Origin of the sequence: Halobacillus litoralis (genome assembly GCF_009856355.1) — a bacterium.
GTDB lineage: Bacteria > Bacillota > Bacilli > Bacillales > Halobacillaceae > Halobacillus > Halobacillus litoralis_B.
Genome location: NZ_WMEW01000001.1, coordinates 804,778 through 831,137, shown reverse-complemented (window position 1 = coordinate 831,137; position 26,360 = coordinate 804,778). Strand labels below are relative to the sequence as shown.

25 protein-coding genes are annotated in these 26,360 nt (G+C 46.9%); 22 read left to right on the top strand and 3 right to left on the bottom strand.

The window, feature by feature from the left end:
* Nucleotides 1–217: 217 nt before the first annotated feature.
* Nucleotides 218–613 (bottom strand): (deoxy)nucleoside triphosphate pyrophosphohydrolase, encoded by a 396-nt coding sequence (locus tag GLV97_RS03790; protein WP_160889046.1) that lies wholly within the window; start codon nt 611–613, stop codon nt 218–220.
* 261 nt (nt 614–874) lie between these two features.
* On the opposite strand from GLV97_RS03790, the gene GLV97_RS20250 reads away from it, so the two are divergent.
* The 8 genes from GLV97_RS20250 (at nt 875) to GLV97_RS03750 (ending at nt 10,879) form a co-directional block, all read left to right on the top strand.
* A complete protein-coding gene (locus tag GLV97_RS20250; RefSeq protein WP_160889045.1) occupies nt 875–2,590 on the top strand; it encodes a histidine kinase in 1,716 nt (571 codons plus the stop codon).
* A complete protein-coding gene (locus GLV97_RS03780) occupies nt 2,587–4,152 on the top strand; it encodes a response regulator (protein WP_160889044.1) in 1,566 nt (521 codons plus the stop codon). Before GLV97_RS20250 ends, GLV97_RS03780 begins: the two co-directional genes overlap by 4 nt.
* A gap of 113 nt (nt 4,153–4,265) precedes the next feature.
* Nucleotides 4,266–5,567 carry an extracellular solute-binding protein gene (locus GLV97_RS03775; protein ID WP_160889043.1) on the top strand — a complete coding sequence of 434 codons (1,302 nt, stop codon included), beginning with the start codon at nt 4,266–4,268 and terminating at the stop codon, nt 5,565–5,567.
* A gap of 21 nt (nt 5,568–5,588) precedes the next feature.
* Nucleotides 5,589–6,476: a carbohydrate ABC transporter permease gene (locus GLV97_RS03770; protein WP_160889042.1), complete on the top strand. Its 888-nt coding sequence runs from the start codon at nt 5,589–5,591 to the stop codon at nt 6,474–6,476.
* The gene (locus tag GLV97_RS03765) at nt 6,473–7,303 is read left to right on the top strand and encodes a carbohydrate ABC transporter permease (RefSeq protein WP_160889041.1); all 831 of its coding nucleotides are present in this window, start codon (nt 6,473–6,475) and stop codon (nt 7,301–7,303) included. The genes GLV97_RS03770 and GLV97_RS03765 overlap by 4 nt, the downstream gene beginning before the upstream one ends.
* A 4-nt stretch (nt 7,304–7,307) precedes the next feature.
* Nucleotides 7,308–8,588, top strand: a complete 1,281-nt coding sequence (locus GLV97_RS03760; RefSeq protein WP_160889040.1) for a glycoside hydrolase family 125 protein — start codon at nt 7,308–7,310, stop codon at nt 8,586–8,588.
* Nucleotides 8,589–8,607: 19 nt separating this feature from the next.
* The gene (locus tag GLV97_RS03755) at nt 8,608–9,981 is read left to right on the top strand and encodes a glycoside hydrolase family 1 protein (protein ID WP_202410554.1); all 1,374 of its coding nucleotides are present in this window, start codon (nt 8,608–8,610) and stop codon (nt 9,979–9,981) included.
* Nucleotides 9,971–10,879 (top strand): ROK family protein, encoded by a 909-nt coding sequence (locus tag GLV97_RS03750; RefSeq protein WP_160889038.1) that lies wholly within the window; start codon nt 9,971–9,973, stop codon nt 10,877–10,879. Before GLV97_RS03755 ends, GLV97_RS03750 begins: the two co-directional genes overlap by 11 nt.
* A 189-nt stretch (nt 10,880–11,068) precedes the next feature.
* Here the strand turns inward: GLV97_RS03750 and GLV97_RS03745 are convergent, their stop codons facing one another.
* Nucleotides 11,069–11,254, bottom strand: coding sequence for a hypothetical protein (locus tag GLV97_RS03745; protein ID WP_160889037.1), 186 nt, complete (start codon nt 11,252–11,254; stop codon nt 11,069–11,071).
* Between the two features lie 387 nt (nt 11,255–11,641).
* Here GLV97_RS03745 and GLV97_RS03740 point away from each other — a divergent pair, with 387 nt between their 5' ends.
* From GLV97_RS03740 to GLV97_RS03675, 14 genes are all read left to right on the top strand, one after another.
* Nucleotides 11,642–12,700: a TRAP transporter substrate-binding protein gene (locus GLV97_RS03740; RefSeq protein WP_337194073.1), complete on the top strand. Its 1,059-nt coding sequence runs from the start codon at nt 11,642–11,644 to the stop codon at nt 12,698–12,700.
* A 76-nt stretch (nt 12,701–12,776) separates the two neighbouring features.
* Nucleotides 12,777–13,274 (top strand): TRAP transporter small permease, encoded by a 498-nt coding sequence (locus tag GLV97_RS03735; protein WP_160889036.1) that lies wholly within the window; start codon nt 12,777–12,779, stop codon nt 13,272–13,274.
* Nucleotides 13,275–13,285: 11 nt separating this feature from the next.
* A complete protein-coding gene (locus GLV97_RS03730; RefSeq protein ID WP_160889035.1) occupies nt 13,286–14,563 on the top strand; it encodes a TRAP transporter large permease in 1,278 nt (425 codons plus the stop codon).
* Nucleotides 14,564–14,574: 11 nt separating this feature from the next.
* A complete protein-coding gene (locus GLV97_RS03725; protein WP_160889034.1) occupies nt 14,575–16,185 on the top strand; it encodes a PucR family transcriptional regulator in 1,611 nt (536 codons plus the stop codon).
* A gap of 91 nt (nt 16,186–16,276) precedes the next feature.
* A complete protein-coding gene (locus GLV97_RS03720) occupies nt 16,277–17,530 on the top strand; it encodes a Zn-dependent hydrolase (RefSeq protein WP_160889033.1) in 1,254 nt (417 codons plus the stop codon).
* The gene (locus GLV97_RS03715; RefSeq protein ID WP_237416869.1) at nt 17,527–18,309 is read left to right on the top strand and encodes a dihydroorotate dehydrogenase electron transfer subunit; all 783 of its coding nucleotides are present in this window, start codon (nt 17,527–17,529) and stop codon (nt 18,307–18,309) included. Before GLV97_RS03720 ends, GLV97_RS03715 begins: the two co-directional genes overlap by 4 nt.
* Complete coding sequence (locus tag GLV97_RS03710; RefSeq protein WP_160889032.1) at nt 18,306–19,220, top strand: dihydroorotate dehydrogenase; 915 nt, start codon at nt 18,306–18,308, stop codon at nt 19,218–19,220. The genes GLV97_RS03715 and GLV97_RS03710 overlap by 4 nt, the downstream gene beginning before the upstream one ends.
* Nucleotides 19,221–19,233: 13 nt before the next feature.
* On the top strand, nt 19,234–20,652 hold the full coding sequence (allB, locus tag GLV97_RS03705; protein WP_160889031.1) for an allantoinase AllB: 1,419 nt from the start codon (nt 19,234–19,236) through the stop codon (nt 20,650–20,652).
* Complete coding sequence (nfsA, locus tag GLV97_RS03700; protein ID WP_160889072.1) at nt 20,652–21,395, top strand: oxygen-insensitive NADPH nitroreductase; 744 nt, start codon at nt 20,652–20,654, stop codon at nt 21,393–21,395. The genes allB and nfsA overlap by 1 nt, the downstream gene beginning before the upstream one ends.
* A 21-nt stretch (nt 21,396–21,416) precedes the next feature.
* On the top strand, nt 21,417–22,700 hold the full coding sequence (locus tag GLV97_RS03695) for a CapA family protein (RefSeq protein WP_160889030.1): 1,284 nt from the start codon (nt 21,417–21,419) through the stop codon (nt 22,698–22,700).
* Between the two features lie 263 nt (nt 22,701–22,963).
* A complete protein-coding gene (locus GLV97_RS03690) occupies nt 22,964–23,470 on the top strand; it encodes a hypothetical protein (protein WP_160889029.1) in 507 nt (168 codons plus the stop codon).
* A gap of 121 nt (nt 23,471–23,591) precedes the next feature.
* Nucleotides 23,592–23,948, top strand: a complete 357-nt coding sequence (locus GLV97_RS03685) for a hypothetical protein (RefSeq protein WP_160889028.1) — start codon at nt 23,592–23,594, stop codon at nt 23,946–23,948.
* An 81-nt stretch (nt 23,949–24,029) separates the two neighbouring features.
* Complete coding sequence (locus tag GLV97_RS03680; protein WP_160841066.1) at nt 24,030–24,194, top strand: DUF4177 domain-containing protein; 165 nt, start codon at nt 24,030–24,032, stop codon at nt 24,192–24,194.
* A gap of 147 nt (nt 24,195–24,341) precedes the next feature.
* Nucleotides 24,342–24,563 carry a hypothetical protein gene (locus tag GLV97_RS03675; protein ID WP_160889027.1) on the top strand — a complete coding sequence of 74 codons (222 nt, stop codon included), beginning with the start codon at nt 24,342–24,344 and terminating at the stop codon, nt 24,561–24,563.
* A 739-nt stretch (nt 24,564–25,302) separates the two neighbouring features.
* Here GLV97_RS03675 and GLV97_RS03670 read toward each other — a convergent pair.
* Entirely contained in the window at nt 25,303–26,061 is a 759-nt protein-coding gene (locus GLV97_RS03670) for a hypothetical protein (protein ID WP_160889026.1), read from the bottom strand.
* Nucleotides 26,062–26,360: the final 299 nt, after the last annotated feature.

Genomic DNA, 26,360 nt, shown 5'->3' with positions numbered 1-26,360 from the left:
TCTCGAAGGCATGCGCCTTCAAGGCGCCATGGCGATTTTCACAGCGAATGTGAAACGAATCGTGAAACTAATGAAGGAATAGAAAGGGTAAGCCTCATGAAAATAGAAGAAAAGCGGATTGCATGGACTATTTTATCCATACAATCCGCTTTTTTGAATTCTACCTTTCACAAATCCTCAGTTTTTCAGTGGCCTCTCCGTATGAAGGGGATTTTTTTTACTTATTCTTCATCAATAGTTCAACGGCCGGTATGTCGGCAGGAGCCCACTTTAACGAAGGTAAATTCTCTCTATGTAGCCATAGGAGCTTGGAGTGCTCTTGAGCTGTAGGATTGCCTTCAATCAGTTTAGCTCGTAAAGCAATCAATTGGATGATAAAGGAGTCATACTCGTGTGTGTGATCTTTAATTACATCCTGAGCTTGGATTTCACAGGATAGCTCTTCTTGAATTTCCCGTTCCAAAGCTTCCTGTAGGTCTTCGCCTTCTTCTACTTTTCCACCAGGGAACTCCCACATGTTTGGAATCGTCATTTCTGGTGAGCGAAGGGCGCAAAGTATTTCATTTTCTTCATTTTCAATAACAGCAGCCACGACTTTAACGGTTTTTTTCATTGAAGAACGTCCTTTCCTACTTGATCTACGATTATCGTAGCATAGTGACTATTCAAATCTTTTACTGTTAGAATAACATACCTTCAAAAAGGAGCTTTATGATGAATTATAAATTTGCGCTGTTTAAATCATGTATGGCTTTTTAGTGCACCGACAACAAATCTCCATAAGGGAAATATAACCATTACTATAGTCTCGTAGAAGCATTGCTTTTTTCGACAATTCCTCTAGAATAAGATAAAAAAGTAGGATTTGATAGACGTGAGACGATTATTTAAGGACAGCCTGCAGGGGAAAATCTTCGTATTCACTTTACTCATCATCTTTGTGCCGTTAACCGCCTTAGGGGTGTTTTTTTACTATCAATCGATGAATCTGACGATCGATAAGCTAAAAGCAGCGGATGAGAATGTCGTCGAGCAGATCGGCTCCAACCTGTCCTTCGTGCTGGAGGATGTTCATGATTTATCTCTGTTCTTCATCCAGAGTGATCAGGGGCAGGATTTACTGACAAATGAGCCGGTGACACCTGCGGAATTGAATGAAAACAAGCGCAGCGTCGAACAGCTTCTGCTTCATTTGATCGGGTCGAAGGACTACATTTTTTCCGTGCAGATTGAAAAAGCGGAAGACGTACTTGTGCATACCGGCCCGCGTACAGCGGCGATGTCGGAGGAACAGCGTGCGCGCCTGGATGATCGGAACGGGGGAGGGCTGCTTACGGTCCATGAAGACTCCTCCAGTTTGTCATACTCAAGACTCGTGAAGAATGTGAACAACGTGACAGAACCTCTGGGGTATTTGACGATCACGATTCACAGCAACTATCTTGATCAGCTGTTCCAAAGCAAGGTGACCGGTGATTATGACCGGTATTTCCTTTTACATGGCGGCAAAACCGTCGTTTCCGAGGGAACGCTCTACAACGACCGGGACACGCTTGAAATATTGGAGAATGTAGAGGAGACGGTGCAGTCCAGCGGGACAGAGGTGCGGACGATCGAAAAGGACCGGTACATCCAGTCTACCCGTGCCATTGAAGGGACGTCGCTTGCGGTGGTTCACCTCGTATCCCTCGATGCGTTGATGCAGGATAGCACGATCATTCCGGCGTTCATTGTTATGGCACTAATTGTAAGCCTTTTCATCTGTGCGTTTGTCGCGTTCCAGTTTTCGAGATACATCGTGAGACCAATGAAGGAGCTGCAGTCCTTGATGAAGCAGGTGGAGCAGCGGGAGTTCAACGTCCGTTATGCACCGAAGGGGTTGAGAGAGATTGATAACCTCGGCGCCGGCTTCAATTCGATGCTCGAACGCATCACGTTTCTCATCGATATGGTGTACCTCGCTCAAATCAAGAGCAAGGAAGCGGAGCTGAAGGCGTTATATGCACAGATCAATCCGCATTTTCTCTACAATACGCTCGATACGATTTACTGGATGGGCCAGATGGAGAACGCGGTGAAATCCTCGGAAATGGTCCATGCCTTGTCGCGTCTGTTCCGTCTTCTTCTGAAGGATCAAAAAGAGGTGTGGACGGTCGAAGAGGAAGTGAATTATGCAAGGCACTACCTGGACATCCAGAAGGTTAGATTCGAGGATACGATACAGTTTGAAATTGACGTCGATCCGGATGCTTCGAAGCTGCCGACGGTCAAAATGGTGCTTCAGCCTTTAATTGAAAATGCGATCACCCACGGCATTGAGCCGCAGGGAGAGGGTATCACCCGCATCCGTATCCAGCGGGTGGCGGATGAACTGGAGATGACTGTGGAGGATAACGGGGGCGGAGCCGATCCGGGGGAATTGAAGGAGCTGCTGGAACGGGAGATCAAAGGAAAACGCGGCTTTGCCTTAAAGAATATCCACGAACGGGTGCTCATTCATAGTGGCGGGGACTGCGGGCTTTCTTTTCATAGAAATAGCGAAGGTGGTCTGACAGTCGTAGTGAAACAAAAAGGGGAGGTGGCGGAATGAAGTTGTTGATTGTTGAAGATGAAGCGGTCATTAGGAGAGGGCTGGTCACATCGATGAACTGGGACGAGCTTGGGGTGACCGAAGTGGAAGCCGCAAAAAACGGGCAGGAGGCGTTGGACAGGCTGTCTCACTTTCAACCGGATGTGGTCATGACGGACATCCGCATGCCGAAGATGGATGGCTTAACCCTTCTGCAGAAGCTGAAGGAAGACTCCCCCGGCCTTTTTACAATTTTACTGAGCGGCTATCAGGAATTCGACTATGCCCAAAAAGCAATCCGTCTCGGTGTGACGGAATATTTGATCAAACCGATTGATAAAAAGGAAATTGCCGCTGTGATGGCGAGAATTGCCTTGCAGAAGAAGGACCGCGAGTCCAAGTCCGAGACGTTGGCGAAAGCGCAGGATCAGGAGCGAACGGAGTGGTTCAACAGCCTGATGAAGGAGGACGGCTTTGTTTCCGACACTCTCTGGCAGCGGTCAGGTGAGCTAGGCATCTCCTTCATGGAAGGAAAGTACCGCCTCTTTTTTGTAGAGGTGGATGATTACCCGATCCTGAAAGAAACGTGGAAGGTGGAGGATTTCCAAAGGCTTTATCGTGATGTTCAGCTTTTTCTGGACGAGGAGATGCCGTCAGAGTATACCGTTCAGTTCTGGCCTGTTCATGCATTCTGGTGCGGGGCCATCGTCAGTAGTGTTCAGAGCTTGAATTTGAAGCCGCTCCTTCATGCGCTCCGCCACAAAGTGAAGGAAGCTTATCAGGTCAGTATTACCATTGGCATGAGCCGCGAGTTCCAGGATGCCCGGGTGCTTCCTTTTCCGATGCAGGAAGCGAAAGCGGCGCTCTTACGGAAACGCTATGAAGGAAAAGATACCATCTATATGGCTGCGGGTCAGAGGGAGGAGCTCAAGCATGCCGGCGACGGCGCTCCTTTTGACGGTCCTTCGTTTATGAAAGCCATCAACGAAGGAAATACGGGGCACGTGAAAAAAGCGCTCCAGCAGCAGTTCCGTGCTTTTAAACTTTCGCGCACTCCGCTCCCCGAAGTCCGGACGTGGTGCTTGAAGCTTCTCCTCTACACAAGGGAGGACACCCAGCTCCCGGTGAAAGCAGAGGATCTTTTTACAGCGTTGAACCGTTTTGACAACTTGAAGGATATGGAGGAGCTGATGGTGACCAACTTCGCTGAGCTGTTGAAAGAGGCGGAGGTGTGGCGGGAGAATCACGGCAATACGCTCGTCTTGCGGACGATTCACTATTTGGAGGCACATTATGATGAGCCGCTCACACTCGATGAACTAGCGAAGTACTCCTTCGTTTCGCCTTCGCATCTGAGCCGGATGTTTAAAAAGGAGACGGGGACGACGTTTGTGAAGTGGCTGAATGAATACCGGGTGGAGAAGGCGAAGCAGATGTTCAAGGCCTCTCCGGCGCTGCCGATTTACAAGGTCGCCGAGGAAACGGGCTACCCGGATTATAAATATTTTGTGAAGGTCTTTAAAGCAAACGTCGGCCTGACGCCAAAAGAATACAAGGCGAATTTGGAAAGGCATTCGATATGAATGTCTTTTTTTGAACAAAAATGAAGATGAATGCGCAAAATTGAAGGCATTCACATTAAAGTGTAAGCGCTATAATTTGGCTATAATCTAATTTTCCTAAGGGGGATGGAATCATGAAGTCGTTATCTGTTAAAGGTGTTCTTCTCATGATGTTGGTCTTATTGCTGGCGGCCTGTTCGCAGGGGGAAGCCGACGGGGAGGATGGAGGAAGCAGCGCTGTTTCCATGATGCACTATTACAATAAAGAGCTGAATGAACCGGCGCCAACCGCACAGCTGGAGAAGCTGGAGGAATTCAAGGAAGCGAACGGGGACATCACAATTGAAGAGGAAATCCAGTCCCACGATAACTACGAAACGAAAATCAAAACGCTGGCGGCAGGGAACGAGCTTCCTGATCTGTTCCTCATTAAGGGTTCGATGACGAAGACCTTCTCAGAAAACGGGCAGATCATCGCGCTCGACGATTTTCTGGAAGGGCGTGAAGATACTTTTGTCGATGGTACGCTGACACCGTTCCAAGTGGAGGACAGCACGTACGGCATTCCGGTATCAGGCGGGGCGACACACTTGATCTACTACAACAAAGATCTGTTTGAGCAGGCCGGTATCGAAGAATTCCCACAGGACTGGGCGGGCTTCATGGATGCGGTCGACACGCTGAAGGAAGAAGGCATTACACCGATTGCTCTCGGAAACAAAGGAAAATGGGTGTTGAATTCCAGCTACCTCAGTACGCTCGGAAGCCGCTACACCGGGACAGACTGGTTCCAGAGCATCTTGAATCATGAAGGTGCGGCCTTTACGGATGATTCGTTCGTCCAGGCCCTGGTAGCGATTGATGAGCTTGCGAAAAATGAAGCCTTTAACGACAACATGAACAGCATTGATAACAGTGAACAACAGGCGATGTACATGAACAAGGAAGCGGCGATGTTCATCGAAGGAGACTGGGCTGCGGGCACGATCACAAACAGTGCTCCTGAGGATGTCCTTGCGGCAACCGAAGTGGCGATCTTCCCAGAGCTTCCGGGTGCGGCTGAGCCGGATACCCTTTCCGGTGGTGGGGGCTGGGCTTATGCGGTCAACGCCAATGTCTCCGATGAGAAGCTGGCGGACATTAAGAAGCTTGTTGAGCACTTGACGAATCAGGAAGCAGGGAAGCTGATTCTCGAAAAAGGACAGATTCCGGCTGTGACGGTTCCTGGTAAAGAAGAGATGGACATTCCGGATATGACGAAGAAGATTTTGAGTGTTGTTGAAAACAATCAGTACGTACCGATTTATGACACCATGCTTGATCCGGCGTTGATCGAAGTGATGAATACCAACCTTCAGAACATGACGATCGGTCAGGTATCTCCGGAGGAAGCGGCTGCCAATATTCAGGCGGAGTATGAGAAAGGAAGCCAATAACATTGGGTTGAAGGTGATTGGATGGTAGGTAAAAGCGCAATCAAACCGAGTAACCGCAAAATTTATCTTTACCTGCTCCCGGGGCTTGCGATTTATGCCTTTGTTGTCCTCATACCGCTGCTGATGGCTGTACGGTACAGCTTCTACGACTGGTCGGGTGGACCGAACCTGACCTTCGTAGGGGTGGATAACTTCAGAGAGCTGCTGAGGGATCAGGTGTTTTGGACGTCATTTGGAAACAACGTATTTATCATTATCATGAGTGTGATTGGGCAGGTGGGCATCGCCTTTTTCATCAGTGTCCTTTTGACACGGTCCTGGGTGAAGTTCAAGCAGTTCCACCGAACGGTCCTGTTCATTCCGACCGTGCTGGCAGCAGTCATCATCGGATTTTTATGGTCGATGGTCTACAACCAGAATTACGGGCTTTTGAACTTTGTCCTAAAGGCGGTCGGGCTGGAAGGCTGGGTGCTGCCTTGGCTGGATGATCCGGATATCGTCATGGGAGCGGTCACGATCCCGCTGATCTGGCAGTTTATCGGCTTCTACATGATCATTTTCATGGCGGCGATGCAGAATATCCCGGATGAGCTCTACGAAGCAGCCGAAATCGACGGAGCTTCCTCGTGGAAGCAGACGTTGTACATTACGCTGCCAATGCTAAAAAACACCTTTAAAGTCGCGATCATGCTTTGTATTGCCGGCAACATGAAAGTATTCGATCACATCTTCGTCATGACCGGTGGCGGACCTGGAAACAGTTCGACGGTGATGGCGCAGTATGCCTATGATGTATCCTTTGAACGCTTTGAATTAGGGTACGGCAGTGCCGTTTCCATCGGAATGCTGGTCCTCAGTTTACTGCTGATCGGCATCAGTCAATGGATAGGAAGGAGGGGAGAAGAATGAGGGCTTTTGCCTGGATTGGAAAATCGACGTTGAACACTCTGCTTTTCATTTTCTCCCTTTCGGCCATTTTTCCGATTGTCTGGATGATCTATTCATCCTTTAAAACGCAGTCCGAGTTTACGCTGAACATCTTGTCGCTGCCGTCGGAATGGAACTTCTCCAACTACGTGGAGGCGTTCAAAATCGGTCAGCTGCACAACTACTTTTTTAACAGCGTGTACATCAGTTTCATTTCGGTATTCTTAATCATATTTCTCGCGTTCATCATCGGGTACATGCTTGCCCGCTTCGCCTTTCCGGGGAGAACGATCATTTATGTACTCTTTTTGTTCGGGATGCTGATTCCGATTCACGGCCTTCTGGTCCCGATTTTCATTGAGTTTCGAAGCACAGGTCTGCTGAACCAGCCGTATACACTCATCCTTCCGTATGTCGCGTTCGGACTGCCGATTGCAATTTTCTTATTCGAAACGTTCATCAAGCAGATTCCGAAAGAAATTGAAGAAGCGGCAATCATGGACGGTTGTAGTACGTTTCAGATTATTTTCAAAGTCATATTCCCGATGGCCGGTCCGGTCATCGCTACCGCTACAATTTTAAGCTTTTTATACGCTTGGAATGAATTCCCGTTCGCTCTCGTGCTGATCCAGAGCCCGGAGCTGCGGACACTGCCGGTCGGGCTGACGAATTTCAACGGCCAGTATACCGTGAACTACCCGCAGATGATGGCGGCCATGTCGGTCACTGTGCTTCCTGTCCTGATCGTCTACCTCGCATTCTATAAGAAAATTATTAAAGGCATGACGGCAGGTGCCGTGAAAGGATAAGCAGATGAAATTACCACCAGTTATTTATGATGTAATCGACCAGACCTCTGAACAGCTCAGCCATCGACCTCAATTGCAGCAGCTTTTTCAAAACTGCTTTCCGAACACGCTGGAAACGACAACAAAGCTGCTCGATGATGGCACGACCTTCGTTTTTACCGGAGATATCCCGGCCATGTGGCTGAGGGATTCAGCCGAGCAGGTCAGTCCATACCTTCCGTATCTGTCCATCGACAGGGACCTTCGGAGTTTGATCCGAGGATTAATCGACAGGCATTTGTTTTACATTCAGCACGACCCTTACACGAATGCCTTCAATGAGGCGCCCAACCATGCGCACTGGAATGATGTAGACAAAGCGGAGATGACCGCTTGGGTGTGGGAGCGTAAGTATGAGCTCGATTCCTTATGCTTTTCCCTGAACCTGATTTATGAATACTGGAAACAGACGAGAGATGATACGATCCTTGGCCCATCGTTTCTGCACGCGCTTCATATGGTTGTGACGGTGTGGGAAATCGAACAGGACCATGAAAAGAGATCGAGCTATACATTTGAACGAGACGACTGTCCCGATATTGATACATTGAAAAACAACGGAAGGGGGACGCGGGTCCGCTACACAGGAATGACGTGGTCCGGCTTCCGTCCAAGCGACGATGCGTGCGCGTACGGCTATCACATCCCGGCCAATATGTTCGCGGTTGTCGTCCTTGGAAAAATGGCAGAAATGCTTCGCTACAAGGGCAACCAGCAGAGGCTGTTAAGACGCCTGACCAAGCTGCATAAGGAGATCGATCAAGGAATCCAGATTCACGGCACGTACTTGCACCCCGAATTCGGGAAGATTTATGCGTATGAAACAGACGGGTACGGAAGCTACGCGCTCATGGATGATGCGGGCACACCGAGTCTGTTATCGATTCCGTATATAGGCTACCGCCCGATGGATGATCCCATTTATCAAAATACGCGCCGATTTATTTTGAGTAAGGATAATCCCTACTTTTATACAGGAGCGTATGCTGAAGGGCTGGGGAGCCCGCATACCCCGGAAGGATACGTCTGGCATCTCGGAATCTCGATGCAGGCGCTCACGACGAACGACCCGGAGGAGTTGAAGCGCTTGATTGATATGCTGGAGCGGACAGATGCCGGCACCGGCTATATGCATGAAGGCTTCCACCCGGATGACCCATCCATGTATACGAGGGAATGGTTCGCCTGGTCCAACAGCATGTGTGCCAAGGCCATTCTTCATGCCATCGACAACAAAGCCATCTAAAAAGAGAGGAGGAGTTGAAATGGACTATTCATTTCCGGAAGGATTTCTATGGGGAGCCGCATCCTCCGCTACACAGACGGAAGGGGCTTCACAGGAAGGCGGAAAAGCACAGAACATCTGGGATTACTGGTATACCATCGAACCGGAGAAATTTTTTCAAGAGGTTGGTCCAGGCGCCGCTTCTGATTTCTATCACCAATTCAAAGCAGATGTCCAGCGGATGGCGGATATTGGAATGAATTCCTTCCGCACCTCCCTGTCATGGGCGCGTCTCATTCCGGATGGTCGTAACGTCAATCCGGAAGCGGTCCAGTTTTATCAATCGCTTATTGATGAATTGTTGGAAAAAGGCATCCGGCCGATCATCAACCTCTATCATTTTGATATGCCTCTACATCTTCAGGAAAAAGGTGGCTGGGAAAGCCGGGAAGTCGTGGAAGCCTACGTTCATTATGCGAAGGAGGCCTTCCGGCTGTTTGGCGGTCAGGTGAAAGACTGGACGACGTTCAACGAACCGATCGTTCCCGTGGAAATGGGCTACCTTAACCATTATCACTACCCATGCATCATTGATATGAAGCGGGCGGTTCAAGTCGCTTTTCACTCCATGCTTGCCAGTGCCAAAGCTATTGAACAGTATAGAAAGCTGGGCCACGATGGAAAGATCGGCATCATTTTAAACCTTACGCCCTCGTACCCGCGCAGCGATGATGAAGCTGACGAAAAAGCGGCGGAAACGGCGGATCTTTTCTTCAACCGAAGCTTTCTGGATCCTTCAGTGCTCGGCCGTTACCCAGCGGATCTGACCGCTCTGTTAAACCAGCATCACATGCTTCCCGACTATGTGGAGGGGGATATGGAGACGATCGCTTCTCATACGGTGGACTTTTTAGGTGTGAACTATTATCAGCCGCGCCGTGTACAGGCGAAAGAACACCCGGTATCCAATCCGGCTCTTCCTGAGCATTTCTTCGATCCGTATGTATGGCCGGAGCGCCGGATGAATCCATACAGAGGCTGGGAAATCTATGAAAAGGGACTCTATGATATTGCGTTGAATATCAAAGATCACTACAACAACATCCCGTGGTACGTCGCAGAGAACGGGATGGGGGTTTCAGATGAAGAGCGCTTCATGGATGAGGACGGTATGATTCATGATGATTACCGGATCGAATTTCTCGAAGAGCATTTGAAGTGGCTCCATAAAGGGATCGGGGAGGGATCAAACTGCTATGGTTTCCACATGTGGACATTCATCGATAACTGGTCTTGGCTGAACGCCTATAAAAACCGCTACGGCTTTTACAGGGTGGATGTGGAGACCCAGCAGCGTTCCCTGAAAAAAAGCGGTCACTGGTTCAAGGGAGTGAGCAAGAACAATGGCTTCTAAGCTGCTGGGTGTAGACATCGGCGGAACGTATGTGAAATTTGCTGAGGTGACGATGGACGGAGAAATTCTGAGCCATTGGAAAGAACGGACGCCCTCCTCCTTGAAAGGCTTGTATGCTCTCATCCAGTCGGCTCTCGAAAAATGTTCTGGGGACCTACAAGGCGTAGCCGTCAGCTCCCCCGGATCGGTCACGGAAGAGGGGATTATAGAAGGTTCCAGTGCTGTCCCGTATATCCACGGTCCAAACTTGAAGGAAGATATGGCGCATCTATTTCAACGTCCCGTTACGATTGAAAATGACGCCAATTGTGCGGCACTTGCTGAATACTGGTCCGGAGCAGCAGCTGGTATCGGGCACGTTGCGGTTGTTGTACTCGGGACAGGTATCGGCGGTGCGGTTCTTCATCACGGACGCATCCAAAAAGGGGCCCATCTCCACGGCGGGGAGTTCGGCTATATGATTGTGAATGCGGAGAATCTCGGGAATGGCCTGAACACCTTCAGTGAAACTGCTTCGACCTCATCGATGGTCCGGAAGGTGGCAGCGCATCAAGGTGTCGAGACTTCTTCGATCACCGGAGAACAGGTCTTTCAGATGGCGGAAGACGGTGATGCTTTTTGTATGGAAGTCATTGATGAATTTTATACGATGCTTGCTGTAGGAATCCACAACATTCAGTATGCTCATGATCCTGAAGTGATTTTAATTGGAGGCGGCATCAGCGCCCGCCATGATCTAGTGGCGAATGTGGAGGAGAAATTGAGTGGTCTGCGTCATTCGATAGAAGAGGCACAGATTGTTCCGAACCTGGGGATGTGCCGGTACGGGGCCCACGCCAACATCGTTGGAGCGGTCTATCATTTTAAGACACTGGTGGATGGAGCGGATAAGATATAATGAAAAGCAGTCCGATGTGGCTGCTTTTTTATGTGAAAAGGAAGGTTTACTAAGTTATTAATTAAAGACAGTTTAAGTTTATTATAGAATGATCAGCCATACTGCAACACGGCTCTGACCTTTTATGAATGGGTACACCAAAGATGAAAAACAAAAAAAGAGCCTGTATGGCTCTTCTTATCAAACACATCAAAGCTGTTTTAAACCGAACGTACGAATGAACTCCTGATAGTTCAAGTCGAGTTGATCACAGTAATACTTCACATTTTTGAAGAAGTCGAAGTCGGGATCTGCGGGGTGATCGCGATGCTCTGAATAATAATCAATGAGTTGATAGAGTTCCTGGAAAACTTCTACTTTTGTTAATGGTTCCATATGCATCATTCCTCTGCCTCAAAGTATGAAAAAACTTTTTCTAATGATGCATACCAGTATAGCTGTATACCGGTAAAAAAACCATTGTCAAAACTGACAATGGTTTTTTTACCGCTCAAAAGGCCTTGTAGACATTTATTCCCATTAAATTTGTCTTACTATCTACTAAGAAAAGTGGTAGAATGCGAATATATCAGAAAAATGTTAATTTTCATTACATAAAAAGTAAGGTCATTTATCTGTTAGTGGGAGGTCGGATCGGCTGCATTATCTTTTTCAATAAAGTTCATCCAAAACTTTTGGTCTAAACAGACAAAGAAAATGTCTGAATATTTTTATAAAATGGACATTAAGCAATTGAATTGAAGAAAAAGGGGCGAATGCTGAGTGTTTAAGAAGAATAATGTGGCGGCGTTGATTTTTTCTGTATTGGTACTCTTGTTTATGGCAGCCTGCAGTGGTGATGGGGAAACACAGGAAGCAAGCGGAGCAGAGGAAGATAGTTATGATCCGATTACGATTACTTTCAGTCATAACCAGCCGGTAGACAGCCCCGAACATAAGGGTGCGGAGAAGTTTAAAGAAGTAGTGGAAGAAGAAACAGATGGCAGGGTGACCGTGGATCTCTATCCTGCGCTGCAGCTTGGCAGTCTGCGTGAGCAGGTGGAAGGGACGCAGATCGGTGAAATTGATATCACGATGCAGCCGACAGCGGTCGTGTCTCCTTTCGTGGATGACATTAAAGCCGTTGACCTTCCTTACCTCTTCCCTACAGAAACAGAGAAAATGTATGAGGTTCTGGATAGTGAAGTAGGAGACGAACTGCTTGGAACGTTGAATCAAGGAGGATTCGAAGGGCTTGGCTTCTGGCCCGGCGGCTACAAACTATTCACAACGAATGACGTGGAAATCCACCAGCCTTCCGACTTTGACGGGGTGGCGATGAGAACGATGGAATCCCCGATTCTCCTTGCTCAATATGAAGGATGGGGTGGAAATCCGATTCCGGTTCCATATGCTGAACTGTACAACGCGCTTCAGCAGGGAGTGGTGGATGGTCAGGAAAATCCGCTTCAAACCATTTACTTAAACAACTACCATGAAGTACAGAACACCATTGTTGAAAGCCATCACGGATTGATGACCTATGTACTTCTGACCAACCAGGCTTGGTTCAATGATTTACCGTCCTCCGTACAGGAGACAATTGCAGCGGCTGAGGAAGCGGGGCGGACAGCTGCAAGAGATACGCTGGCTGAGACAGAAGATGAGTATCGTCAGAACATCATCGATTCGGACGTCAATTATTATGAGCTTACGGATAAAGAAATAGAGAAATTCCAGGAAGCTTCTCTTCCGATCCATGAAGAGCAGTACAGCACCCCTGAACAGCAGGAACTGCTGCAGAAAATCTATGACAAGATTGATGAAGTGAACAATCAGTAAGAGGTTGTAAGGGGCTGTCCTCACGGGCAGCCCCTTAACGCCATATTCTTACCTTTACCGGGAAGGGGCCGTACATATGAAAGTATTGAAAAAGATAGAGGAGACCGCTATTGCCTTTGGACTGTTGTCCGTGACGATCCTGTTGTTTGTGAACATTATTCTTCGCTACGTCTTTTCTGCCAATACCACGTGGGCGGAGGAATTTATCCGTTATGTCATGATTTGGATTACGTTTATCGGAGCTGCGGTATGTTTCAGGCGGGGGATGCACGTAGGTGTGGATTTCGTTCTGGATCTGCTGAAGGGAAAGGCGAAAAAGACCCTGGAGCTTTTTATCGCTTTCGCTTCTATCGTCTTCATGGCGCTTTTAATTTGGTTCAGTATGGAACTGGTGTCATTCACAAGACAGACCGGACAGATTACTCCTTCTCTCCAGATTCCGCTCTACTATGTTTACCTCGCCATCCCGGTCGGGGCGGCGCTTTCCTTATTCCATTTGATTGGGAGAGTGGTGGACATCATAAAGGACAGACCATACAAAGAGACAGCTTCAAACGACATTATACATGAATAGGGGCATTGATCATGATTAGCTTATTATTGATTTTATTGATGGTTTTCTTGTTCTCCAGCACCCCGATTTTCGTATCTTTGGGGTTGTCGTCGTTCCTTTCCGTGATATTCCTGACAGATATCCAGCCAATGATTTTAATCCAGCGTCTGTTCGGCGGCCTGGATCAATTTGCACTCATGGCTCTTCCATTCTTTATACTGGCAGCCAACATTATGGACGTGGGCGGCTTATCCAAGCGGATTCTCCGCTGGTCCCGGGCTTGCGTCGGACATATTACCGGAGGGGTCGCTATGACCACACAGGTATCCAGCATGTTCTTTGGAGCTTTGTCCGGATCCAGTCCCGCCACTGTTATTGCGATCGGTAAAATCATGTATCCGGAAATGCTTCGTAAGAAATATGACAAATCCTTCGCCTCCGGACTACTGGCTTCTTCCGGCGCCGTATCGCTGATTATCCCGCCCAGTATTACGCTCATCATTTTTGGGTCAGTAACCGGGGTTTCAGTGGGAAGCCTATTCATTGCCGGTATCGGGGCAGGCTTGATTTACGGCCTTTCCTCTATTCTCTATATCTACTATTATGCTAAGAAAAACAATCTTCCTAAGGATAAACGGGCGTCCGGAAAGGAGTTCTGGACGGCTACGGTCAAGGCCTTCTGGGCTTTATTGATCCCTGTCATCATACTCGGGGGCATTTACTCCGGAATCTTCACTCCGACAGAAGCCGCAGGGGTATCCGCGGTTTATGCGCTGTTTGTCAGTGTCGTGATATACAGAGAGATGAACTGGAGGAGTTTCTATCAGACTCTGGTGGATTCAGCAATTACAACCGCACAGGTGTTAGTGCTCGTGGCAGCGGCTCAAGTGCTTGGATGGATTTTGACACGCGGAGGTGTGCCGCAGCAGATTGCTGGTTACATCGCAGAAAATATCGATTCCGTCGTTGTTTTCCTTTTGTTGATCAATGTTGTCCTGCTTATCTTAGGGATGTTCATGGAAGGGGTGGCGGCGATTACGATATTAGCTCCGCTTATTTACCCGGCGGCTCTATCCATGGGCGTCGACCCTGTTCATCTGGGTGTGATCATGATTGCCAACCTGGCTGTCGGTATGTATACACCTCCGTTCGGCATCAATATCTTTGTCACGCAGACAATCACGAAGTTGAACATGGTCGAAATGATGCCTGGATTGATGCGGTTCTTCGCGGTCAATGTCCTAGCGCTTCTGATCATCACCTATATACCGCAGAGTTCTCTTTTCCTTGTTGATTTAATTCAAAATTAGGTGGGATTTTTATGGCAATCACGATAAGACAGGCGTTAAAAATCGGAGGATTGAAACAGTGTACGGTCGCGGCCGGGGAAGGAGGGCTCGACCGTCTGCTTGACTATGTAACTATTATGGAGGTTCCTGATATTGTCCAGTGGCTGAAAGGAAAGGAATTGATGCTGACAAGCCTATACCCTATCAAAGGGGATGAAGAAGCCATGCACCAATTAGTAAGAGAGCTTCATGAGAAAGGGACCTCCGCTTTGGCGATCAAGCCGCAGCGGTTTATTGATGATATTCCCCAGGTGATTTTAGATGAGGCGGAGAAGTACGATTTCCCTGTGTTGAGAATTCCGGAGCATGTCAGTTATCTTGATATTCTTTCGCCTGTCATGAATGTCATTTTTGATGAAAAGGTGGTCATCCGTGAAGATCTGGAGCTTGCTTACCGCCTCCTGGACGAGATTAAAAACAGCAAGGGAGGAATCAGCCAGATGGCGGAAACGCTCGCCAATCTGATGAAGCATGAAATCAGAATCGACAGCTTCGTCCCATACCTTAAGATTCCTTCTGTCGATAACGGCTTGCAGGGGATGACGAGCAGTCAGAAAGAGGAACTGGCTATCGTCCAGCGCCCGGTTAAAATGCTGAGGTGGAACGAGAGGCGTAAAGTGGAGCAGGAATGCCTGACGGCTCCGATTATCATTGAGGGGCAGGTGGTCGGCGCGATTACGAGTATCGGCGTAGCCTCGGAATTTTTGGAAATGGACTTAGCTATTCTGGAACGGGCGAATACGATTCTTTCCTTGGAATTCATGAGGAAGAAGGCTGCCTATGAACTGGAACAGCAATACAAGAGTCATTTCTTCAAAGACTTATTGTTCTCTAAAATCCAATATGAAGCGGCCATGCACGAAAAAGGCATCATGTACGGATTTGATGTGGATAAACAGTATATTTTTACAACCATCGAGTTCACCAGAAGGGAAAAAGGCATGACGTATGTTTCAGAAATCATGAATCAGTTGGAGCGGGTGTGCGCCCGGATTGATGATGACATCATTATCGGAGCGGTTCAGAACGGCCTTTACCTCCTTTACCCTTCCGCCGGCAAAAAAACAGAAAGAATTGAGGCGGATATGAACGATATTTTAGCTGAGATGCAGAATGGCTCAGCTGGGGAGGTATATATAGGAGTGAGCCGCGCCGCCTCGGATATTGGTGAAATCAGGGATGGGTATGAACAAGCCCGGCAGGCTGTCATGCTCGGGCGCAACCTCTATCAGAATAAGCCGATAATTTACTACGAAGAGCTGGGTTTTTACCGGCTGCTTTCAGAAATTGATAACGTAACGGAAGTCAGTAAGTTTTACAAGGAATCTATCGGCGGTTTAATAGAATACGACAAAACGCATGACCTGGAACTCGTGCATTCCCTGACCACTTATTTTGACCACAATGAATCGTTATCGAAAACGGCAGAGGCTTTATTTATACATATCAACACGCTCAAATATCGCCTTCAGAGGATCAACATGATCACTAATTTAAATGTGAAGAACTCAGAAGATAAATTGAATCTGCATATTGGGTTGAAAATTCACAACTTCACCAAAAATGATTATCGATTTAGATAAAAAAACACATCCCTTTATGTCTTTATCGATAAAGATATCAACCTCACCTTTTGGGACAATGAAAGAAAGATATATAAAAAGGATGAGGCAGATGGATTCGAAAAGCAGGATTCAGACGACCTTGGACGCTTTTAATTCGATAGGAGCGACCACAGATGGAATGCAGCGCCTGGCTTATACAGAAGAAGAGAGCCGGGTGCACGCTGTTTTTTCAGAATTTTGCGTCAAAGAAAATCTACAGGTAAGAACAGATGAGGCAGGAAATGTCATTGCGCGAAGGGAAGGGCGGATGAAAGAAGCCCCTGCTGTAGCTGTTGGTTCGCACTTGGATACCGTCTACTCCGGTGGAAAATATGACGGTGCCGGCGGGGTGGCCGCAGGAATTGAGCTTATTCACCGTTTGAATGAAAAAAAGGTGATGACGGATTACCCCATCGAGCTTATTGCGTTTGCCGGAGAGGAATCTTCCCGTTTTGGTCTGGCGACAATCGGCAGTAAAGCAATGACAGGATTACTGAAGGCACAGGATACGAAACAATTCAAAGATAAGGACGGCATCAGTTTGGAAACAGCTATGAACACCGCAGGATTCCCTTCATCCACTCTGGGTCAGGCCGTCCGTGAGAAAAGCGCGTTCCATGCATTTATTGAACTTCACATTGAGCAGGGCCGCGAACTGGAACGGAAGGGAAGAAAAGTCGCCATTGCTACAGGTATTGCAGCTCCTACACGGCTGAAAGTGACAGTGGAAGGGGAAGCCGCCCACTCCGGTACAACCCCTATGGATATCCGCAGAGATGCGTTAACTTCCGCTTCCCGCCTTGTTCTGGATATTGAAGAGGCCGCTGATCAGGAGAAAAAGTACCAAACGGTAGCGACCGTCGGGGTCTTTCATGTTTTTCCTGGAGCTATGAACACCATTCCGGGCCGAGTGGAATTCAATGTCGACATCCGGGGGCTCGATGTTTCATCAAAGCAGCGGATCATCAAGGCGGTGAAGAAGAAAAGCCGCCAGCTGCAGACAGAGAAAGACGTGGAAGTTTCCTTCGATTTGCTTAGGGATGAACAACCGATCCTTTTAGATGAAAACGTTCAGCAATTACTGGCGGCGTCGTGCAGAGAGGTAAGTGTTGATCCGCTGTTCCTCCCGAGTGGAGCGGGTCATGACGCGATGAACATGGCTTCCATCTGCCCCACCGGCTTGCTTTTTGTCCCTTCCTACAAAGGGATCAGTCATAACCCAGATGAATATACAGCCGCAGAAGACTTCGTGACAGGGGTGGATGTCCTGGAACAAGCCGTCATGAAGCTTGCCGGCGCAAAAGAGGTGAAAATGAGCGGATGAAACAATACCATGCACCCGTCCTTTCCAATATACAAGTGAGCGAACGATACTGGCACATGACGGTAGATTCGTCAGCCCTGCCGTTTAAGCCGGACCCCGGACAGTTTTTCCATATCCGCTGTGCCGGTACGTACAGTCCTTTCCTCAGACGTCCGTTGAGCATCTATCAAATTCATGAACACACACTGGAGTTTCTCTATGTCGTCAAAGGTAAGGGAACAACGGCGATGACAAGGATTCGAAAGGGAGACACCCTTGATATGATGGGGCCGGTTGGAAAAGGGTTCGAACTTTATAAACAAGCAGAAACGGTCCTTCTCATCGCCAGAGGTGTAGGCATAGCCACCCTTGCAGCGGTAGCTCAGGCTGCCTTCCAGCAGAAAGCCCACTGCGTGGCTGTATTATCCGCCCGGACAGAGGAAGATCTTCTGGCTGCCGAATACTTGGAAGAATTCGGAGCCACAGTTTATAAAGTGACCGATGAAGGCGGAACAAGTGATGTCAGTCATGTGAAGCAGCTCATCCAAGAGGATATCCTTCCCTTCTATAAAATAGACAGCCTCTATACGTGTGGATCACGAAGACTATCCAAACTCGCTCAATCCATTGCTTTTGACCATCAGATCCCTGGGGAGATTGCATTGGAAGAGCATATGGGCTGCGCTATGGGCGCGTGTTTCGCCTGTGTCTGTGATATACAGGAGGGCCGGGAAAAGAAATCCGTTCGTGTCTGTATGGAAGGGCCGGTCTTTCCTCTTGAAAAGGTGGTGATGGAATGATCCAGATGAAAAGCACCGAAGTAAACATAGGGTCTTTAACACTGAAAAGCCCGGTCATGCCGGCTTCAGGAGCATTTGGCTCGGAGATGGAGCAGGTGGTTGATTTTAATCAACTGGGAGCGATTGTACCGAAAAGTATTACTAAAGACCCGCAGCCGGGCAACGCCAAACCAAGAGTCTGTGAAACAGAAGCGGGAATGATCAATTCCATCGGCATCCAGAGTAAAGGGCTGGACTATTACTTGAAGCACACCATCCCTTCTTTTGAAAAATATGATTCTCCCCTGATAGCCAGCATTTCTGCGGAATCTATTGAAGAGTTTGCAGAAATGGCTTCCATTTTGGGGAACCATTCAAGCGTAGCGGCGCTGGAGTTGAATATTTCCTGTCCGAACCTTAAAGGGAACGGAATGGCTTTCGGAATGGATGCGGCGGTTACGCGTTCGTTGACAGCGGAAGTTCGGAAGGTGACCAGCAAGCCGTTAATCGCAAAACTGACCCCGAACGTAACGAATATCCAGGACATTGCGTTGGCAGCAGAAGCTGGAGGGGTAGACGGCTTGAATGTTGCCAATACACTGCTGGCAATGTCTATCGACGTAGAGACAAGGAAACCGAGAATCGGCAACGTGATGGGAGGGCTTTCGGGGCCTGCTGTAAAACCGATGATTGTGCGGATGATTTATCAAGTCGCCCAAGTGACCTCCCTGCCGATCATTGGCTGTGGGGGAATCATGACGGGGGAGGACGCCATCGAGATGATGATAGCCGGAGCAACAGCTGTTCAAGTGGGGACGGCGAGCTTTATTCAGCCAACCGCGTTAACCGATATACAAAGAGAGATTGATGATTATATGGACAAGCACAACGTAGATGATATTAAGGAATTGATTGGATCCATCCAAATATGAAGGAGGGTGCAGGATGTGGGATCTTAAGATTATAAACGGGAAAGTTGTAAGCAGCGGTTATGTGAACGAACACACCCTCTATATCAAGGATGGGAAAATAGGAGCGGTCACCTCAGAAGACAACGGGGAAGAGGCGTCGAGGGTTATTGATGCATCCGGAAAATATGTCCTGCCGGGACTTATCGATACCCATGTGCATTCCCGTGACCCGGGTCCAACCTATAAAGAAGATTTTGCTCATTCATCACGCGCAGCCGCAGCGGGCGGCATCACCTCTATTTTTGAAATGCCGAACACAACACCTCCGGTTGACGGTCCGGAACATTTCGACCTCCAGCATCAAAACCTTCAGTCAAAGGCCTATGTCGACTTCGGCCTTTGGGGCATCTGTCTTGGTTCTTTGAACAACCACCAAATCCAGGCATTGAACGAAAAGGGTGTGATCGGCTTTAAATTTTTCTGGGGCTATGCTGTTCATAGTGAAACGTACCAGTTGATCTACAACTACAAGCCGGGAATGGAGAACGTCATCGCTCCTTTCAACGATGGTGATGTATTCGAAATGATGCAGGAAGTTGCTCAGACCGGTAAAATTTTTGCGGTTCATGCAGAAAACAACGACCTGATTCAAACCATGACGTCACTCGTAGAGAAAAAGGGAGGGCGTTCCTATGAGGATTTAATTGCTGGACGGCCGGATCTGGCAGAGCTGCTTACGGTGAATACTGGAATCGAGCTCGCTAAAGCGTCAGGAGTGCGTTTCCATGTGCTGCATGTCAGCTCAGAAGCAGGTGTCAAAGCAGTAAAAAGAGCTCAGGAGGAAGGGTATCCGGTTACAGTGGAAACCTGTCCCCACTATTTATTTCTATCCAACGAAGACTATCCCGAAATCGGACCACAGATGAAAGTTTATCCGCCGGTCAAATATAAACAGGATCAGGAGGGAATCTGGGCCGGAATTAAGGATGGGACGATTTCGCACGTCTGTTCTGACCATGCGCCTCACACCGAAGAAGAAAAGGAGGGAGATCTCTGGTCCATCCCGGCCGGCATGTGCGGGGTGGAATCAATGGCCTCTCTCATGCTGAATGCTGTTAACCAAGGAGAAATTTCTATTACAGATTTTGTACGGTTGATGGCGGAAGAGCCGGCCCGGATGTTTGGAATATATCCACAGAAGGGATCGTTGCAGCCGGGGACCGATGCAGATATCACCATTGTTGATCTCGATCAGGAGATGATCATCCAAAAAGAAAACCTTCATAGTAAAAGCAAGGTAACGGCCTTTGATGGCTTTGCTGTAAAGGGCGTGCCGACGGAAACCATCGTACGAGGGGCGATCGTCATGCAAAACGGTGAGATCACAGGGGATAAGGGTTATGGTCGTTTGGTAAAGCCGGTGGTAAATAAGCAGAAGCAGGTGCAGCCGTGATGGAGTACCCGGGGGCCCGCTCTCTTCTGCAAAGCCACCGCTCCATCAGGCGTTTTAAGGATACGGCGGTGCCACAGAATATTATCGATGACTTGGTTGAGTCGGCACGCTGGGCCCCCACATCCCATAACGTACAGGCCTACAGCATCATCGGTATTCGAAGCCAAGAGATGAAAGAAAAGCTGCAGATCTTGTGTGGGGATCAGTCGTACATCGGCCAATGCCCGATTTTCTTTGTTTTTGTTATGGATTTCTATCGTCACGCTCTGATTAGTGAACGACAAGAGGCCCCTTTTGAGGTGGATGAAATCGAAAACCTGCTTGTAGGTGCTGTGGATACGGCACTTGCCTCTGAAAACTTTCTTCTCGCTGCCAGGTCTTATGGTCTTGGCGGGGTAATGATCGGAGGGATTCGTAATGAAGCCGAACAAGTATCCTCCCTTTTGAACCTTCCGAAATGGACAGTACCGCTGATGGGGATGTGCATCGGGTACCCGGATCAGTGGCCGAATCAGAAGCCCAGGATGGTGAAACAAGCCGTCTATCATGAGGAATTCTATCAGACAGATGGAGTAGAATCTCTGTTACTTGAATATGAACAAATCACATCCACTTATTATGCGGAAAGAACGAATGGCAAAAACTCCAGAGGCTGGGGCAGGCGTATGGTGGATTATTTTGGGGAGAAAAGAAGAGCAGAGTTGACGGATTTCATCAAAAAGCAGGGGTTTTCTCTAAAATGATGGCTGACAGGGGGAAAGGACATGAGGATGATCATGACGGGTGACAGTTTCATTGCCCGCCGGATCCCGGATAAGGATGCCCGTGCTGCGGAGTTGAGACAGTGGATGGCAGATGCTGACGTGCGTTTTACAAATCTGGAAATCACAACGCATAAAAAAGAGGGATACCCATCTCCTGTGAGTGGAGGGACGTGGGCCATGGCTTCCCCGTCCGTTTTGGATGATCTGAAAGATTACGGGTTTAATTTATACAACTGGGCCAACAATCATACGATGGATTATTTATATGGAGGCTTGAAGAGGACAGAGGAAGAATTGGACGCAAGGGAGATGGTCCATGCGGGAGCAGGCCAATCGCTCGCCTCCGCATCAGAACCACGTTACATAGAAACAGAAAAAGGCAGAGCAGCACTGATTGGAGCTACGTCCACCTTTCAGGATTTTTGGAGGGCGGGTGACGGGAATGCTTATATTCCAGGAAGACCAGGGGTCAATCCTCTCCGTTATGAAGAAATGATACATATTTCTAAAGAGGAGATGGAAACATTGGTCTCCATCTCCAACCGGACTCATTTGGATGCTGCCAAGGAGCTTGATATAAAAGAGGGGTTCCTGCCCCCTGATCCTGCCGGAAGATTTGCATTTGCGGGCCGGACGTTTAAGGAGGGGGACAGGGCCTTCATCGAGCGCAGACCCCACCCGGCCGATATGGAGCGGCTCATCCGCACTGTGAAAGAAGCGGAACGACAGGCGGATTATGTGATTGTCAGCCTTCATTCTCATGAAATGGATGGAGTGGACAAAAATAAGCCGGCCGATTTTATAAAAGAAGCCGCTCGAAACTTAATTGATGCCGGGGCTCATTGTATCGTAGGACATGGTCCTCATGTGGTCCGCGGGATTGAAATCTATCAAGGGAAACCTATTTTCTATAGTCTTGGTAACTTCATCTTCCAGAACGATTCTGTAACCCATCTGCCTCGCGACTTCTTTGAAAAATACAGGATGGATGCTGATTCTTCAGCCGCTGATGGGTTCGATAAACGCAGCGCAGGCGGCACGAAGGGGCTTGGTGTTAACCCTTTTGTATGGGAATCGGTGATGGCCGGTATGAGTTGGGAAGGCGGCCGCTTAACGGGAATTGAACTGCAGCCGATCGATTTGGGATTTGATGAACCGAGGTACCGGAAGGGCTGGCCGGAATTATCCCGCAATGAAGAAGTGCTGCAGAGGATTCAGCGTCTTTCAAGAGAGTTTCATACAGAAATTATGATTGAAAATGGAAAAGGCTATGTCCAATTGTAAATAAAAGGAATATTGAAACAGCAGACCATGTCTGCTGTTTTTTGTTTGTATAATCAACCCTTGCAAGCCCCCGCCCATTTCGCGTCTTGTAGACAGAGACAGATTCTGAACAATGGAAGGGCGGTGTTTTTCCTCCTTACTCTTCCTATGTATAAGACGAATTGATCTCATGCTGAGTTCCTTTTTCACCCCTTCACGCCTATAAATCTTGATGATACGGTTTAAGGAGTTTTCATACATAAGAATTAGGGAGGTAACGACGTTTGAAACACACCCTATTATCAGCTTTTATTTTTATTCTGCTTACGGGTTGTCAGCATCAATCTGTGGAAGACGTGATTGAAGCTGGACACAGCTCGTCTATGGAAGTCACGGAAGTCGTGGATGTGACAGACTTTGGAGATGCGAAAATGGTTTTGTATCTTACTGATCAGGAAGGAGTAAATATCAAGGTCAGTGCCCTTGTTAAGAAGTGGCATGGCTGGGACTTAAGGAGCTCCACAGGTTTTTCTGCCTCGGAGAACGAATTGTACGCAAGGCACAGCAGGTGGCGCGTGCTGCCTGAGGAGGATCCCTTCAATGTTCTATATGGAATGGTCAACAGGAGGGAGATCGATTCCGTTGAAGTGGAAACGGATGATGGCTATACACAAATCCCCCTGCATGACACGGGGATGGGGAGGATTTTTTATGCTCCGAATACCGCGCCACCCGTGAGGGCACTCGATCAAGAGGGACATGTTCTTTATGAGGAAGACTTATCAGGGTGACTTCACTTGTATGATGGATGAAGAATCTTTTAAACGGCATTGGGAGAGGCTTCAGGACAGAGCTTAGCTGAATCATAATCATCAATAGTAAATGACGGTAAAAGCAATGGAGGTACAGAACTTGAAGAAATTATTTTTCTATTTGTTTATCGTGACGTTTGTCATGGCTGGGTGTACAAACCAAACTATCATGTTGTCAGGTGAATCCAACAGCTGGGAGGGAGAATACATAGCAGATAACGGACCTGATTCAGAAAACGGGGAATTTACGTTCCATTACAAGAAAGAGGAAGAATTGAAAGACTTGAAAATTACGATCAATGAGGGAGAAACTGTTCAAACATGGGCAGAATTGGATAATAGAACAGTGACGATATCTTCTCAATGTTCAGGCTGTACGCCTGAAACAGGCGAACCTATCAGCGTGGAAATTCAATGGGGCAGTCCGCAGCAAACAGAAAAACTAATTCTGGAGTAGACTTTATTGAAACCACTGTTAAACATAATCGTATAGAGATTTAAATAAACATTGTTTAGTAGTTTTATTAGGAGGAAAAAAATGAAGCAATTTGAGTATAGAGTAGAAGATATTCAAGTGCAGCTGAAAGCAAATAAAAAATTCAGTGAAGTGATGGAGGAAAAATTAAATTCACTGGGTAAGGATGGTTGGGAACTAGCTGGAGTCAATGGAACAGTCTTTTATTTTAAAAAAGAAGAAAAATGAGTGTGAAAGATTTGGGGAAAGCGGTCAATCAATTAAAGCAGTGGAAAAGAAGTCTCATCATGGCTTCTTTTTTCTTTGTTGTTTAACCGGAGTCTTCAGGAAATGGACAGGTTTGTGGAAGACTCCTTTTCGAGGTAACAGCCAGATATGAAACCGCATCTGTACTTATTCGTATATGTAAAAAAGCGATTTTTAGGAGTGGTAGTTATCTTAGACCTTATGATCTTTGGTGTCGTTGCTTTTGTAGGTGGACTCGCTGCTCTAATTGGTTTTTTGATCATTATAGGGAGAAGAATCACTGAACCTAATAAAGATTTAGAACAAAAAGTCGAGAGACTGGAAAGTGAAGTGAAAAGGCTTGAAAATTAAAACTCAGTTTTGAGTCGTTATGTATCGACGGGAACAATTCTCGAGGGATGCTGAGTTCTGTTTCTATGAATGGATTAAATCATAGAAACAGCAGGAAATTAAGGACTTTAAGGGGGCCTGTTGATGGAGAATCTTATCCCAGTGATAGGATTTATTAAATATAAGGACTTAAAGGACAAAAAGATCAATCCTCCGAAAAAGTAGGAGGGAAAGACAAGAAGTGAATCAATCCAAGACAAGGAAAGTATAGAAAGACTGATGCACAAAAAGGGAATGGGTGGGCAGGGGGCCGTTTTAAATGCTGCTCTACCCAGCAGTGAGGGTATGAATGAACCATATATATAAACCCAAAACCTTTAAGTACCAAGGGTTATTAGGGTTAGTACCAACATTTCACCGTAAAACTCACGCTAAACTATTTTTCACCACTAAATAAGTCTTCCTCCACTATAATAGATGTTTGTCTAAATAAGAATAGCGTAAAATGCGACATCTACGCTATTTTACAACATCATTTGTAAATAAAAGGCTTACCGTGAGTAATGTGTTAAAAAGTTGGTGGTACCCCTTCTCAAAAGGCTCAGAGAGCCAGTAATCACATATTAGGAGTTTAATTCTCTGGGTATATGTATAGCTTTTATCATTTAATGGAGAATAGTGAAAGCATAGTGTATTGATACACATAATAAGATCCCCTTTAGAATTTTCTATGGGGATCTTATCACATGCTTTTATGAAATTATCCGAAAAACTGTGTGCAAATTTGGTCAGAACCAGCTTTTCCTAAACGAGTTTCAATAAAACTGCACAATGCAGTACATACTATTACTCCAGCAACATTAAATACTGCAGCACAAGCCCCAGCACATGCTGCTGTGCCCCCGGATACTAGCAAGTCAGTTACCAAATCTTTACATTTCTCCAAATTGCTATCTTGAGTAGTTACAAGGCCTTTGAAAGATAATTGCTTAGATGAATTAGTTGTACTCCGTTTTTGAAGGTTTTGTAGCTCTGAGATTTTAAAAGTTTCATTTGTTGATTGATCTACCAACGTTTTATTCTTCTTATTAATAACCACGTCAATAACTTTCTCACCATCTTGCTCTAATACAAACGAGGCTTTATTATCATTGATATTGGTTACACTCGCCTTACGAGTGAATAACAGCTCTTCGCCTTCTAAATCTAAGTAATACTGCTTATATTGACCAACCTCATGTTGAACCTGTACTAGCGCTACTTTCTGTGTAGTAGATTTTTCTACTCTTATTAAGTATTCTTGAACGTCTTTTTTTAATTTTGTACCAGTTGTCTTTTTAACTAATTTCAATGCTTCTTTCTTGTCTTTTAAGCTCCCCTTCGATTCAACATTTTCACTACACGTAGGACAATCACTATTCAATTTTTCTACCTTAGATACGGCATTTGCAGAGTTCGGGATAGCAATTGACAACGACGAAACGAAAAGAGTAAGCACCAAGAGTATTTTGAATTTCATAGACTCTCCCTTTCTTGTTATAATTTGGTTTGAAAACATGCAATAAAAACAGCATAAAATGACAAATTATTACAGAAAAGGGAATGATGTGCCATTAAAAAAATTCAAATTACAGCTACAAGTTTTTTGGTCGCAACTCTAATAGTTATTTTAAATATAACGTTTGAATGGATTATCAGTCAGTTTAATAGTTCTTTAAACAACTCAACAACCAACTTTGAGAACCTAAGCCTAGGCCTACAAACATTTATAATTACCTTTATAGTATTAATACTTGTATACAAGAATAGAAAACCTTG